This is a genomic window from Duganella qianjiadongensis, from assembly GCF_009857915.1.
Taxonomy (GTDB): Bacteria; Pseudomonadota; Gammaproteobacteria; order Burkholderiales; family Burkholderiaceae_D; genus Rugamonas; species Rugamonas qianjiadongensis.
Genome location: NZ_WWCM01000020.1, coordinates 57,720 through 72,060, shown reverse-complemented (window position 1 = coordinate 72,060; position 14,341 = coordinate 57,720). Strand labels below are relative to the sequence as shown.

Sequence of the window (14,341 nt, the reverse complement as noted above, 5' to 3'; positions counted from 1 at the left end):
AGTTCAACGGGAAACGGGTACTGCTTCTTGGTTTTTGGCTTCTTAGTGGTCATTACGTCGGTCATGGAAAATCCCTTTCGGTATTATTTCATGACCCCGGATTCACACAAAAATTCTGACAGGCTCCAGCACACTGAAATGATCGGAGAACACCATGAACGCTACAGTCGATATTCATTCTCTTCCCTCCTTCGATGCTGCCGAATATCTCAGCACCGAAGCGACTATTGCAGCCTACCTCACTGACATCCTGCAAGCAAATGACGCAGGCCTTCTGGCCGCCGCATTGGGTGACATCGCCCGAGCTCGCGGCATGTCTAGCATTGCTGAGTCTGCGGGCATTACTCGTGAGGCGCTATACAAGGCGCTTCGTGCAGATAGTACGCCTCGATTCGATACGATAAATAGGGTGTGTACCGCACTCGGGGTTCGTCTGGTTGTAGAGCCAATCGCACCATAGATAACACACCCAATGCATGGAGAAGCTGTTGCGAGCTATGCTCCTGCACCCCAATTATTCTAGACGCCCTCACTACGAGCGCTCCATTTGGGGCGTTTGTTATTTTAGGGTACTCTATTAACAACAAGTGAGCGCCGTGTTCCTAGTGCACTCAAAACGGGTAGCCAGGCGGATAGCCAAACTAAAAAACAACCATCAAATCACCGTAACATACTGATTTTAAAAAGCGATAGAAACACAATGAAGATTGCCACATGGAATGTGAACTCCCTGAATGTCCGCCTGCCCCATGTGCTGAAATGGCTGGAAGAAAATCCCATCGACGTCCTGTGTATTCAGGAAACGAAAATGACCGATGATAAGTTCCCGCAAGCGGCCATCGAAGCGGCCGGCTACCACGTGGTGTTCAGCGGCCAGAAAACCTATAACGGCGTCGCCATCATCTCGAAATTACCGATGGCCGATGTGGTCAAAAACAACCCGCTGTACGAGGACGCGCAGCAGCGCATCATCGCCGCCACCATCGATGGCGTGCGCGTGGTGTGTGCCTATGTGCCCAACGGCCAGAGCATAGACTCCGACAAATACCAGTACAAGCTGGGCTGGCTGGCTGCCTTCCATGACTGGATCAAGAGCGAAGCAGCGCAGCATCCGCAGATCGCCGTGGTGGGCGACTACAACATCGCACCGGAAGACCGCGATGTGCACGACCCGGCCGCATGGGAAGGTCAGGTACTGGTGTCGGTGCCGGAACGTGCAGCGCTGCAGCGCCTGCTCGACATCGGCCTCGCCGATGCCTACCGTCTGTTCGAACAGGCCGAGAAATCATTTAGCTGGTGGGATTACCGCGCGCTGGGCTTCCGCCTCAACAAGGGCCTGCGCATCGATCATATCCTGCTGTCGCCGGCACTGGTAGCGCGCTGCAGCGCCTGCATCATCGACCGTGTACCGCGCAAGTGGGAACAGCCTTCCGACCACGCGCCCGTGGTTGCCACGCTGGACTAGGCGCTGCGCTCGCAACGCCGCAAGTTGCCGCGCGCTCAGGCGCGTGGCAGCAGCAGCTGGGCCGTTGCATGCGGCACCGGCTGCGAGAACAGATAGCCTTGCGCATACTGGCAGCCGCTACGCTGCAGCAGCGCATACTGCCCTTCCGTCTCCACCCCTTCCGCCACCACCGATAGCTGCAGGCTGTCGGACAGCGCAATAATCGCCTCCACGATGGCGCGGTCTTCCGCGCTGGCCTCCAGATCCTTGACGAAGGCACGGTCGATCTTCAGCTTCTTCACAGGGAAGCGCTTGAGATAGGCCAGACTCGAATAGCCGGTGCCGAAATCGTCGATCGACAGGCGGATGCCCAGCTTGTCGATCTGCCCCAGCACATCGAGCGTCTGTTCGCCGTGCTGCATCAGCGCGGTTTCCGTGATTTCGAACTCGATCATGTGCGGATCCATGCCGGTGTCGGCGAGGATGGTGCGGATAGCGTCCATCAGCCCGCGGTGCATGAACTGGCGCGGCGACAGGTTCACCGCCAGCGGCACCGGCAGCATACCGGCGGCACGCCAGGCCATGCTCTGCGCGCAGGCCTGGCGCAGCACCCATTCGCCGACGGTGACGATCTGGCCGTTCTCTTCCAGAATCGGGATGAAATGGTCAGGCTGTATCAGCTCGCCCTTGTGGCGCCAGCGCAGCAGCACTTCCATGCTGTGCAGGCGGCGCGTGCCGATATCCATGATGGGCTGGTAATACAGCTCGAATTCGTCCAGCGCCAGCGCGCCGCGCAAGCTCGATTCCAGCTCGAAATGGCGCGCCGCCGTCTGGTTCATGGCCTCTTTGAAGTACTGATAGTTATTGCGACCGCTGGCCTTGGCGTGATACATCGCCGCGTCGGCGTGGCGCATCAGCGTTTCCACGTCGCCGCCATCATCCGGGAAGATGGAAAGACCGATCGACGGCGTGATATGCAGGTTGCGCCCTTCCAGCGGGAAGGATTCGGACAGCGCCTCGATGATCTTCTGTGCCACGTTGCTGGCTTCCTCGGACGAGCGGATGCCCGGCACCAGCACCACGAATTCATCGCCGCCCAGCCGGGCCACGGTGTCGCTGGCGCGTACCGCGCGGCACAGCCGGCTGGCCACGTCCTTGAGCAGCTGGTCGCCGGTCAGGTGGCCCAGCGTGTCGTTGATCGTCTTGAAGCGGTCCAGATCGATGAACATCACGGCCAGCAGGCGCTCGGAGCGCTGCGCTGCCAGCATGGCGCGGTCCAGCCTATCGGCCAGCAGAGCGCGATTCGGCAGGCCGGTCAGGCTGTCGTGATAGGCCATGTGATGCACGCGTGCCTCGGCCTGGCGGCGCTCGACGATCTCGGCCTGTAGCTGGGCATTGGCGCCGGCCAGTTCGGCCGTGCGCTCCTGCACGCGCAATTCCAGCTCGTCGCGCGCACGGCGCACGGCATCGGCCGCTTCGTGCCGCTCCGTCACATCGTCCACCAGCCACACCGAACGGCCCTGCGGCTGGGTCAGATCGAACGGCCGGCCCGACAGGCGGCCCCAGAACAGCGTACCGTCGCGCCGCGCCAGCCGGTACTCGGCGGCGTGCACGCGCCCCGCCTCGAAATCGCGCGCGGTGGCGGCACGGGCCTGCTCCCATGCGGCCAGAGTGGGGTAGAACGACTGCACGCTGAGCGCCTGCATTTCGCCGGGCGCATAGCCGAACAGCTCTTCCATCTTGGCGTTGCAGCGCAAGTTGCGGCCCTGCTCTATCATGGAAATGCCCATCACGGCACTATCGAGTATGGCCTGATTTTCCAGCAGCGCGTTGCGCAGCGATTCCTCGGCACGTTTGTGCTCGGTGCGGTCTTCGATCACCCAGATGGTGCCCTGGGTCGGATCTTCCGGGTTGATCACATAGCCGATCAGCTGAGCCCACATCAGACTGTCATCGGCACGGCGCATTTCGATCTCGGTCTGGAACGGTTTGCCCACCGACAGGAATGGATAGGCCTTGGCGCCCAGCGCCTCATAAGCTGCGCGCGACGGGTACAGCGCCATGCCGGGCAGGCCCAGCGCAGCATCACCCTCGTAGCGGAACATTTCGGCAAAGCCGCGGTTGTAGCGCGTGACTATGCGGTTCTTGGTGAACAGAATACTCATCGAAGCATTGGTCATGATGGCTTCGACTTCCATCTGGGTCTGGCGCGATACCGTCACGTCTTCCAGTATCCAGATAGTGCCGCCCTCGCGGTGGCTGGCATCGACCGCTTTAGCGCGCACACGGCACCAGAACAGACTGCCATCCTTGCGCTTGAATTCATATTCAGCCAGTTCGAACGGCAAGCCTTTGCCCAGCAGCGGCGCCGCTTCGCGCCGGAACGCGCGATACAGTTCGTAGGACGGGAACACGGCCGAGGAAGGCTGGCCTATCATTTCGCCCACCTCGTAGCCGAACATCTGCGCCATGCGCGGATTGCAGCTCACCACCGTGTGCGATTTGCTGAACAGGATGCCGATCGAGGCATTATCGAGTATCGCCTTCTGTTCCAGCAGCAGCTGGCGCGTGCCTTCTTCATGCTGACGCTGGGCGCTGCGGTCATCGAAGATCCAGATGGTGTCCTGCTGCGATCGGCCCGGATTGATCACATAGCCAAAAGCATGCGCCCAGAAGGTCGAACCATCCTGCCGCCGCATTTCCATTTCGGCCTGATACGGCTTGCCGCTAGCCAGCAGGGGCATGGCCTGCGCCATCGCTGCATCATAGCTTGCGCTGGACGGATACAGGGTCGAAGTCAGCCGCCCTACGCCGCTATCGACGCTGAAACCAAAGAACTCGGCAAAGCGGTCGTTGTAGCGCAGGATGCGCTGATCGCGCTGGAACACGATGGCCAGCGGTGCATTGTCCATGATGGCCTGCATTTCCAGCAGCGCGCGGCGCAGCTTCTCTTCGTCGATGCGGTGTTCATTGATGTCTTCGACGATCCAGATGGTGCCGTCGGTTGTATTGCTGGGGTCGACCGCGCGGCCATACAGGCGCGCCCAGAACAGCGTGCCGTCCTTGCGGCGCAACTGCGCTTCGCCTTTGAACGACAGGCCCTGCGACAGCAGCGGGCCGGCTGCGCGGCCCAGATCGATAAACTCTGCCTCGGACGGGAATACCTGATTGGTCGAACCGCCTTCCAGCTCCTGCCGGCTAAAGCCCAGCATCTCGGCACAGCGGATATTGCACTCTTGTATAGTCGCATCCTTAGTGAACAGGATGCCCACCGCGGCATTTTCGAGGATAGCCTGCTGTTCCAGCAAGGTCTTGCGCAAGGCGCGCTGATCGCGTTCGAGCTCGGTAATATCATGGAACACGATGGTGGCGCCACGCGTTCCGGCACCAGCCGGCAGCGGCTTGCTGCAAGCTTGCACCGACAGATAGCGGCCATCGGCACAGGTCAGGCAGCTATCCCAGCGCAGACCTGCATGGTCGCTCTCCACGGCTGCCTGCAAGGCCTTCTGGCTGGCTGCACGCACATGGCGGGCAAACAGCTCGCAGGCCTGACGCCCGGCCGGATCTGCGCCCAGCAGAGCCACCAGTTCGGGATTGGCAGCAAGCAGCAGGCCATCCACGTCATAGGCGCAGGCGGGAACGCCTACCAGCGCTAGGGCCTCGGCGATAAATTCGGAGTAGCTTGCAACGTAAGTCATGAACACCTATGGCATCAAATCGGCGATGCCACCTCGCCAGTTACCACTGGGCAGCATAGTTGGCAGATGATAAACCACAAACTAGACCAATGCCAACGCGGCAGACTGGGAGTCCTCCTAAAAACGACAATGCCCGGCAAACCGGGCATTGTGTTTCAAACACTATTTATTTCCAGCTAATCCGGTCACTTGATGTAGCTAAGTTTCGAATTGAAAGTTTGCATCACAGAAGCACCGTTTAACCCGGCGTTATCAGTGGCCGCTGGCAGAGTCGGCGCCGATACCGGTTTCCGAACGCATTTCCTGCGCTTCGTAGCCTGCACGGTCTTCCGCAGCGCGTTTGCTCTTGTCGGTGATCGAGAACAGCCAGATGCCGACGAAGCCTACGGTCATCGAGAAGATGGCCGGCGAAGCGTAGGGGAAGATTTCCTTGGCATTGCCCAGTACGTCCACCCACACCGATTTCGACAGTATGGTCAGGCCCACTGCCGTGATCAGACCCATAAAGCCGCCGACGGTGGCGCCGCGGGTGGTGCAGTCTTTCCACAGCACCGACATGAACAGCACAGGGAAGTTAGCCGAAGCAGCAATCGCGAAGGCCAGCGACACCATGAAGGCGATGTTCTGCTTCTCGAAGGCGATGCCCAGTGCCACAGCCACGATACCCAGCAGGATGGTGGTGATACGCGACACTTTCAGTTCGCTGGCACCCGATGCTTTGCCCTTCTTGATCACGGTAGCGTACAGGTCGTGCGACACAGCGGAAGCGCCCGACAGGGTCAGACCGGCCACCACCGCCAGAATGGTAGCGAATGCCACTGCCGAGATGAAGCCGAGGAACACGTCGCCGCCCACAGCCTTGGCCAGATGGATAGCGGCCATGTTGTTACCGCCCAGCAGTTTGCCGGCGCCATCCTTGAAGTCTGGGTTGGTGCTGACCAGTACGATTGCGCCGAAGCCGATGATGAAGGTCAGGATGTAGAAGTAGCCGATCCAGGTGGTCGCCCAGAACACGGATTTACGGGCTTCTTTAGCGCTAGGTACGGTGAAGAAGCGCATCAGGATGTGCGGCAGGCCGGCGGTACCGAACATCAGTGCCATACCGAACGAGATCGCCGAGACAGGATCCTTGATGAAGGTGCCCGGGCCCATGATGGATTCTTTTTTGCTGTGTACTTCTACCGCTTTAGCGAACAGCGCTTCAGGGCTGAAGCCGAACTGCGCCATCACCACGAAAGCCATGAAGCTGGCACCGCCGAGCAGCATCACTGCCTTGATGATCTGCACCCAGGTGGTGGCCGTCATACCGCCGAACAGCACGTAGATCATCATCAGGGTACCAACCAGTACCACTGCAATCCAGTAGTCCAGACCGAACAGCAGTTTGATCAGCTGACCTGCACCCACCATCTGGGCGATCAGGTAGAAGGCCACCACCACCAGCGTACCGGACGCGGAGAACACGCGGATCGGGGTCTGCTTGAAGCGGTAAGCGGCCACGTCAGCGAAGGTGAAGCGGCCCAGATTACGCAGACGCTCGGCCATCAGGAAGGTGATGATAGGCCAGCCGACCAGGAAACCGATAGCGTAGATCAGACCGTCGTAACCGTTGAGGAACACGGAAGCGGAAATACCGAGGAAGGAAGCAGCCGACATATAGTCGCCGGCGATTGCCAGACCGTTCTGGAAACCGGTGATGCCGCCACCGGCGGTGTAGAAGTCAGCCGCCGATTTGGTTTTGGCAGCAGCCCATTTGGTCACGAACAGGGTGAACACCACGAACACGGCGAACATGATGATCGCCGTCCAGTTGGTGGCCTGTTTGGTAGCCTGGCCCAGATCGCCGCCTGCGGCCAGCGCAACACCGGAGGCACCGAGCAGCCCTGCGGCTGCCATCAGAGTGAGAAACTTACGTGCGTTCATGCTTTCACCTTTGCTTTGATGGCTTCGGTCAGTTCGTCGAATTCGCTGTTAGCGCGACGCACGTAGATGCCGGTGATGACTACGGTGAACAGAATGACGAACAGCCCCAGAGGCATGCCCCAGGTCATTACGCCGGCACCGAGTTTGGACGCCATGAACTCTTTGTTGAAAGCGATCAGCAGGATGTAGCCGTAGTAGACCACCAGCATAGCCAGGGTCAGCCACCAGCCGTAGCTGGAACGGACTTTGACCAACTTGTGATAGTTGGGATCGCTTTTTATCTTCTGAACGAGATGATCTTGCATTTTGTGTCTCCTATTTTAGGTACAGGTACTCTTTTTTTATTCGAGCTTGAGGCAAGATTAATGGGGCTGGCTTACCAGCCCCTTACGGCAAAATTAATTTTTCAAGCCATTCTGCACAGCGTTCTGGATCTGTTGTAAAGATGCCGGATCCTCGATGGCCGTCAGGTCGCCCGGACTACGGCCCTCGCAAATGGCCTGGATAGACCGGCGCAGCAGCTTGCCGGAACGGGTTTTGGGCAGTTGCGGGACGAAGAACACCCGCGCCGGCCGCGCTACCGCGCCCAGCTGACGGTCCACCACGGCAAAGATTTCCTTCTCCTGTGCCGCACGCTGCTCGTCGCTAGCCACCTCGGCAGCGTTCTTGGCGATCACGAACGCCACCGCCACCTGCCCTTTCAGCTTGTCCTCTACCCCCACCACCGCCACTTCCGACACGTTCGGATGGCTGGTAATCGATTCCTCGATCTCGCGCGTGCCCAGACGGTGGCCGGCCACGTTGATCACGTCGTCGGTACGGCCGAGGATGAAGTAGTAACCGTCGGCGTCGCGCAAGCCCCAGTCGAAGGTGGAGTACACCTGCCGGTCAGTGAAGGTGGACCAGTAGGTATCGACAAAACGCTGATCGTCGCCATACACGGTCTGCATGCAGCCCGGCGGCAGCGGTCCTTCGATCACCACCACGCCTTTTTCGTTGGCGCCGCACTCTGCGCCGGTCGATTCGTTGAGCAGTTTGACCTTGTAGCCATACATCGGCACGCCGGGGCTGCCCAGCCGGGTTGGCAGGTCTTCGATGCCCTTGGCTATCGACAGGATGGGCCAGCCCGTTTCGGTCTGCCAGTAGTTGTCGATGATGGGCACATGCAGCTCGTCGTAAATCCACTGCGAGGTGGTTTCGTCCAGCGGTTCGCCGGCCAGATACAGCGCGCGCAACGAAGTCAGGTCGTACTTGCGCATATATTCGGGCGGCTGCTTGCGCAGCACGCGGATCGCGGTGGGCGCCGAGAACATGCGGGTCACCTTGTACTTCTCGACGATGCTCCACCAGATGCCGGGATCAGGGCAGATAGGCATGCCTTCGTACATGATAGTGGCCATGCCGGCGATCAGCGGGCCATACACGATGTAGGAGTGGCCCACCACCCAGCCGATGTCCGAGGTGGCGAAGAAGGTTTCGCCAGCGTTACCGCAGAAGTTGTACTTCATCGACGAGGCCAGCGCCACGGCATAACCGCCCACGTCGCGCTGCACGCCTTTCGGTCTGCCGGTGGTGCCCGAGGTGTACAGAATGTAGGACGGCTCGTTCGATTCCATCCATGTGACGGGCAATTGCGCGTCCATGTGGGCGGCGCGCAGTTCCGCATAATCCACGTCGCGCCCCGCCACCAGTTCCATAGGCGCCAGCTTGCGGTCCACCAGCAGCACTTTGGCCGGCTTGGCCGACGACAGGTTGATGGCTTCGTCCAGCAGGTGTTTGTAAGGGATGGCTTTGCCGTTGCGCGAACCGCCGTCGGCGGACACGATCAGCACCGGTTTGGCATCATCGATGCGGCTGGCCAGCGAGTTGGCGGCAAAGCCGCCGAACACCACCGAGTGGATGGCGCCGATGCGGGCACAGGCCAGCATGGCGAACGCCGCTTCGGCGATCATCGGCATGTAGATCAGCACGCGGTCGCCACGGCCTACGCCCAGCGACTGCATGATGGCGGCGCAGCGCTCGACTTCGCGCTGCAGCTCCCTGAACGAGTAGCTACGCTCGCTATTGGTTTCGGTCGAAATGGCGATCAGCGCCGCCTTGTCGCCCTGGGTAAGCGCCCAGCGGTCCACCGCGTTGTAGCACAGATTGGTGGTGCCGCCCACGAACCACTTGGCGAACGGCGGGTTGGAATGATCGAGCACTTGCGTGCATGGCGTGTTCCAGTGGATCAGCGCAGATTCGTCTTGCCAGAATTGTTCAGGCGTGGCGATAGAGCGCTGATAGAAATCAGCGTAATTCATGTCTCCTCCATACTCCGTATCAGATTGCAGCTATTTAGAACGTATCACCAGGCACGCGTACCCATCCCTCCATCAGTACGCGCGCGCTGCGGCTCATCACCGCCTTGGTCACGCTCCATTCGCCATCCTTGAGCTGGGCTTCCGCCCCCACGCGCAGGGTGCCGGACGGATGGCCGAAGCGCACCGCCGGCAGCGCCTTGCCGCCCGCCGCGAGGCTGACCAGCGTGCCCGGGATGGCCGCAGCCGTGCCGATGGCAACGGCAGCGGTACCCATCATGGCGTGGTGCAGCTTGCCCATCGACAGCGCCCGCACCAGCAGGTCGATGTCGCCTGCTGCCACCGCTTTGCCGCTGGATGACACGTAATCTTTGGGCGGCGCCACAAAGGCGATCTTGGGCGTGTGCTGGCGTTTGGCCGCTTCGCCCAGATCCGAAATCAGGCCCATGCGCAGAGCGCCGTGGGCACGGATGGTTTCGAACATGGCCAGCGCCTTGGCGTCGCCGTTGATCGCATCCTGCAGTTCCGTCCCCGTGTAGCCGATGGCGTCGGCATTCACGAAGATGGTAGGAATGCCGGCGTTGATCATGGTGGCCTTGAAGGTGCCCACGCCGGGCACTTCCAGATCATCCACCAGCTGGCCGGTGGGGAACATCGAACCTCCTGCCCCCTCTTCTTCGGCAGCAGGGTCCATGAATTCGAGCTGCACTTCGGCGGCCGGGAAGGTTACGCCATCAAGCTCGAAGTCACCGGTTTCCTGTACTTCACCGTTGGTCATCGGCACGTGGGCGATGATGGTCTTGCTGATGTTGGCCTGCCAGATGCGCACCACGGCCACACCGTTGTGCGGTACGCGGGCAGCATCAACCAGACCGCCGCTGATGGCGAATGCGCCAACAGCTGCCGACAGATTGCCGCAGTTGCCGCTCCAGTCGACGAAGGCTTTATCGATGGCGACCTGACCGAACAGATAGTCGACATCGTGATCGGCCTTGCTGCTTTTAGACAGAATCACCGTCTTGCTGGTGCTCGAAGTAGCGCCGCCCATGCCGTCGATCTGCTTGCCGTATGGGTCAGGACTGCCGATCACGCGCAGCAGCAAGGCGTCGCGTGCGGCGCCCGGCTGCTGGGCCGCTGGCGGCAGGTCCTGCAGGCGGAAAAATACGCCTTTACTGGTACCGCCGCGGATATACGTCGCCGGGACTTTGATCTGTGGAAGATGCGCCATGATCAAGCCGCCTTGGACGACGCGAGGAAGTCCTGCGCGAAGCGCTGCAGCACGCCGCCTGCTTCGTAGATCGACACGTCTTCCGACGAATCGAGCCGGCAGGTAACCGGTACTTGCAGGGTTTCGCCATTCTTGCGATGGATTACCAGCGTCAGGGTGGCACGCGGTGCGCGCTCGCCCACCACGTCATAGGTTTCCGTGCCATCCAGCGCCAGCGTCAGACGGTTCACGCCCGGCTTGAACTCCAGCGGCAGCACGCCCATGCCGACCAGATTGGTGCGGTGGATACGCTCGAAACCTTCGGCCACAATCGCTTCCACGCCGGCCAGACGCACGCCTTTGGCCGCCCAGTCACGCGACGAACCCTGACCGTAGTCGGCACCGGCCACCACAATCAGCGGCTGCTTGCGTTGCATATAGGTTTCGATGGCTTCCCACATGCGGGTCACCTGACCTTCCGGCTCCACCCGGGCCAGCGAACCGGCCTTGATGCTGCCGTCGGCATTGCGCACCATCTCGTTTTTCAGCGTCGGGTTGGCGAAGGTGGCGCGCTGCGCCGTCAGGTGGTCGCCGCGGTGGGTAGCGTAGGAATTGAAGTCCTCTTCCGGCAGGCCCATTTTGTGCAGGTATTCACCGGCCGCGCTGTCCATCATGATGGCGTTCGATGGCGACAGGTGGTCGGTGGTGATGTTATCGCCCAGCACAGCCAGCGGACGCATGCCCTTCAGGGTACGCTCGCCTGCCAGCGCGCCTTCCCAGTAAGGCGGACGGCGGATGTAGGTCGATTGCGCACGCCAGTCGTACAGCGGCTCGGCCTTCTCGGCTACCGCATTGCTGCGGTCGAACATCGGGATATACACTTTGCGGAACTGCTCGGGCTTGACCGAAGCAGCGACCACGGCGTCGATCTCTTCGTCACTAGGCCACAGGTCTTTCAAGGTCAGCGGCTTGCCGCTGGCATCGGTACCCAGCACATCTTTTTCGATATCGAAGCGGATCGTACCGGCAATAGCGTAAGCCACCACCAGCGGCGGCGAAGCCAGGAAGGCCTGCTTGGCGTAAGGGTGGATACGGCCGTCAAAGTTACGGTTACCGGACAGCACAGCGGTAGCATACAGATCGCGCTCCACCACTTCCTGCTGGATCACCGGATCGAGCGCACCGGACATGCCGTTGCACGAGGTGCAGGCATAGGCCACCACGCCGAAGCCCAGCTTTTCCAGCTCGGGCATCAGGCCGGCTTCTTCCAGATACAGCGTCACCGCTTTGGAGCCGGGCGCCAGCGAGGACTTCACCCATGGCTTGCGCAGCAGGCCAGCCTTGTTGGCATTACGCGCCAGCAGACCGGCAGCAATCATGTTGCGCGGGTTGTTGGTGTTGGTGCAGCTGGTGATCGCAGCGATGATGACGGCGCCATCCGGCATTTTGCCCGGTTCGTTTTCCACCACACCGGAAATGCCGCGTGCAGCCAGTTCCGAAGTCGGCACACGTTTGTGCGGATTGGATGGACCGGCGATATTGCGCACCACGGTGGACAGATCGAACTTCAGTACGCGCTCGTATTCGGCGTTCTTGAGCGAATCCGACCACAGGCCCGTGTGCTTGGCGTAGAGCTCCACCAGTGCCACCAGCTCGTCGTCACGGCCCGTCAGTTTCAGATATTTGATGGTCTGCTCGTCGATCGAGAACATCGCGGCGGTAGCACCGAATTCCGGTGCCATGTTGGCGATGGTGGCACGGTCGCCCAGCGTCAGCGCAGTTGCGCCCGCACCGAAGAATTCCAGATAGGCCGAGACCACTTTTTCCTTGCGCAGGAATTCGGTCAGCGCCAGCACGATGTCGGTCGCGGTGATACCAGCTGGCGGCTTGCCGCTCAGTTCCACGCCGATGATGTCCGGCAGACGCATCCACGAAGCGCGGCCCAGCATCACCGTCTCGGCTTCCAGACCGCCCACGCCGATGGCGATCACGCCCAGCGCATCGACCATAGGGGTATGCGAATCGGTGCCGACCAGCGTATCAGGGTAAGCCACGTTATCCGTCACCTGGATCACCGGCGACATGCGCTCCAGATTAATCTGGTGCAGGATGCCATTACCGGGCGGGATCACATCGACGTTCTGGAAGGCTTTCTTGGTCCAGTTGATGAAGTCGAAACGGTCTTCGTTACGACGGTCTTCGATGGCGCGGTTCTTGTTGAACGCATCGGGATCGAAACCGCCGCACTCCACGGCCAGCGAATGGTCTACCACCAGCTGGGTAGGCACCACAGGATTGACCAGTGCCGGATTGCCGCCCTGCTCTGCAATGGCGTCACGCAGACCGGCCAGGTCGACCAGTGCGGTCTGGCCCAGAATGTCGTGGCACACCACGCGGGCTGGGAACCATGGAAAGTCCAGATCGCGCTTGCGCTCGATCAGCTGCGACAGAGAAGCGTTGAGGGTGGCTGGATCGCAGCGGCGCACCAGATTCTCTGCCAGCACACGCGAGGTGTAGGGCAGCTTGTCATAGGCACCGGGCGCGATGGCATCGACTGCGGCACGCGCGTCGAAGTAATCGAGCTTGCTACCCGGCAGGCTTTTACGGAATTGGGTATTCATTATTTGCGGTCCTTGATAGCCACGAATTGCAGGTCTTCAGGGCCAACATAATTGGCGCTAGGACGGATGATCTTGTTGTCGATGCGCTGCTCGATGATGTGAGCGGCCCAGCCCGAAGTACGCGAGATCACGAACAGCGGCGTGAACATGGCAGTCGGCACGCCCATCATGTGGTAGGACACCGCGGAGAACCAGTCCAGATTCGGGAACATCTTTTTCACTTCCCACATCACGCTTTCCAGACGTTCGGCGATGTCGTACATCTTGGTCGAACCGGCTTCTTCCGACAGCTGGCGTGCCACGTCCTTGATCACCACGTTACGCGGGTCGGAGATGGTGTACACAGGGTGGCCGAAACCGATCACCACTTCCTTGTTGGCCACGCGGTTGCGGATGTCGGCTTCTGCTTCGTCCGGATTTTCGTAGCGCTTCTGGATTTCGAAAGCGACTTCGTTCGCGCCACCGTGCTTAGGACCGCGCAGCGCGCCGATCGCGCCGGTAATCGACGAATACATATCGGATCCGGTACCGGCGATCACACGGCTTGTGAAGGTCGAGGCATTGAATTCGTGCTCGGCGTACAGGATCAGCGAGGTGTGCATGGCGCGTACCCACGATGCCTGTGGCTTCTCGCCGTGCAGCAGGTGCAGGAAGTGGCCGCCGATCGAATCGTCGTCGGTTTCCACGTCGATGCGCTTGCCGTTGGTGCTGAAGTGGTACCAGTACAGCAGCATCGAGCCGAACGACGCCATCAGACGGTCGGCGATGTCGCGTGCGCCCGGGGTGTTGTGGTCATCTTTTTCCGGCAGCGTGCAACCCAGTACGGACACGCCCGTGCGCATCACGTCCATCGGGTGAGCCGATGCCGGCAGTGCTTCCAGCGCTGCTTTCAGGTTGGCTGGCAGGCCGCGCAGCGATTTCAGTTTGCCCTTGTAGGCTTTCAGTTCCGCTGCGGTCGGCAGTTTGCCATGTACCAGCAGGTGGGCGATTTCTTCGAATTCGCAGGTGTTGGCCACGTCCAGAATGTCGTAGCCGCGGTAGTGCAGGTCATTGCCGCTCTTGCCGACGGAGCACAGTGCCGTGTTACCGGCTGCAACGCCCGACAGGGCAACGGATTTTTTTGGTTTGAAGGTAGCTTCGGTCATTTGGGA

Annotated in this window: 9 protein-coding genes; 2 read left to right on the top strand and 7 right to left on the bottom strand. The window is 60.6% G+C overall.

All coding sequences use genetic code 11. The annotated features are described in order from the left end of the window. Positions 1 to 154 precede the first annotated feature (154 nt). Positions 155 to 460, top strand: a complete 306-nt coding sequence (locus GTP27_RS20580) for an addiction module antidote protein (RefSeq protein WP_161040977.1) — start codon at positions 155 to 157, stop codon at positions 458 to 460. A 240-nt stretch (positions 461 to 700) separates the two neighbouring features. After that, positions 701 to 1,465, top strand: a complete 765-nt coding sequence (gene xth / locus GTP27_RS20575; protein WP_161040976.1) for an exodeoxyribonuclease III — start codon at positions 701 to 703, stop codon at positions 1,463 to 1,465. Between the two features lie 35 nt (positions 1,466 to 1,500). Here the strand turns inward: xth and GTP27_RS20570 are convergent, their stop codons facing one another. The 7 genes from GTP27_RS20570 to prpC form a co-directional block, all read right to left on the bottom strand. Further along, positions 1,501 to 5,142, bottom strand: a complete 3,642-nt coding sequence (locus tag GTP27_RS20570; RefSeq protein ID WP_161040975.1) for an EAL domain-containing protein — start codon at positions 5,140 to 5,142, stop codon at positions 1,501 to 1,503. A 252-nt stretch (positions 5,143 to 5,394) separates the two neighbouring features. Continuing rightward, positions 5,395 to 7,065 carry a cation acetate symporter gene (locus GTP27_RS20565; protein WP_161040974.1) on the bottom strand — a complete coding sequence of 557 codons (1,671 nt, stop codon included), beginning with the start codon at positions 7,063 to 7,065 and terminating at the stop codon, positions 5,395 to 5,397. Further along, the gene (locus tag GTP27_RS20560; RefSeq protein ID WP_161040973.1) at positions 7,062 to 7,370 is read right to left on the bottom strand and encodes a DUF485 domain-containing protein; all 309 of its coding nucleotides are present in this window, start codon (positions 7,368 to 7,370) and stop codon (positions 7,062 to 7,064) included. The genes GTP27_RS20565 and GTP27_RS20560 overlap by 4 nt, the downstream gene beginning before the upstream one ends. Positions 7,371 to 7,463: 93 nt before the next feature. After that, positions 7,464 to 9,365 carry a propionate--CoA ligase gene (locus GTP27_RS20555; protein WP_161040972.1) on the bottom strand — a complete coding sequence of 634 codons (1,902 nt, stop codon included), beginning with the start codon at positions 9,363 to 9,365 and terminating at the stop codon, positions 7,464 to 7,466. 34 nt (positions 9,366 to 9,399) lie between these two features. Beyond that, the gene (prpF, locus tag GTP27_RS20550) at positions 9,400 to 10,590 is read right to left on the bottom strand and encodes a 2-methylaconitate cis-trans isomerase PrpF (protein ID WP_161040971.1); all 1,191 of its coding nucleotides are present in this window, start codon (positions 10,588 to 10,590) and stop codon (positions 9,400 to 9,402) included. A 2-nt stretch (positions 10,591 to 10,592) separates the two neighbouring features. Further along, entirely contained in the window at positions 10,593 to 13,190 is a 2,598-nt protein-coding gene (acnD, locus tag GTP27_RS20545) for a Fe/S-dependent 2-methylisocitrate dehydratase AcnD (protein WP_161040970.1), read from the bottom strand. Then, a complete protein-coding gene (prpC, locus tag GTP27_RS20540; protein ID WP_161040969.1) occupies positions 13,190 to 14,335 on the bottom strand; it encodes a bifunctional 2-methylcitrate synthase/citrate synthase in 1,146 nt (381 codons plus the stop codon). Before prpC ends, acnD begins: the two co-directional genes overlap by 1 nt. Between the last annotated feature and the right edge of the window lie 6 nt (positions 14,336 to 14,341).

Excerpts from the sequence above, each read along its gene's own strand:
- GTP27_RS20580 (WP_161040977.1), top strand. The coding sequence starts at position 155 with ATGAACGCTACAGTCGATATTCATTCTCTTCCCTCCTTCGATGCTGCC.
- xth (WP_161040976.1), top strand. The coding sequence starts at position 701 with ATGAAGATTGCCACATGGAATGTGAACTCCCTGAATGTCCGCCTGCCC.
- GTP27_RS20570 (WP_161040975.1), bottom strand. The coding sequence starts at position 5,142 with ATGACTTACGTTGCAAGCTACTCCGAATTTATCGCCGAGGCCCTAGCG.
- GTP27_RS20565 (WP_161040974.1), bottom strand. The coding sequence starts at position 7,065 with ATGAACGCACGTAAGTTTCTCACTCTGATGGCAGCCGCAGGGCTGCTC.
- GTP27_RS20560 (WP_161040973.1), bottom strand. The coding sequence starts at position 7,370 with ATGCAAGATCATCTCGTTCAGAAGATAAAAAGCGATCCCAACTATCAC.
- GTP27_RS20555 (WP_161040972.1), bottom strand. The coding sequence starts at position 9,365 with ATGAATTACGCTGATTTCTATCAGCGCTCTATCGCCACGCCTGAACAA.
- prpF (WP_161040971.1), bottom strand. The coding sequence starts at position 10,590 with ATGGCGCATCTTCCACAGATCAAAGTCCCGGCGACGTATATCCGCGGC.
- acnD (WP_161040970.1), bottom strand. The coding sequence starts at position 13,190 with ATGAATACCCAATTCCGTAAAAGCCTGCCGGGTAGCAAGCTCGATTAC.
- prpC (WP_161040969.1), bottom strand. The coding sequence starts at position 14,335 with ATGACCGAAGCTACCTTCAAACCAAAAAAATCCGTTGCCCTGTCGGGC.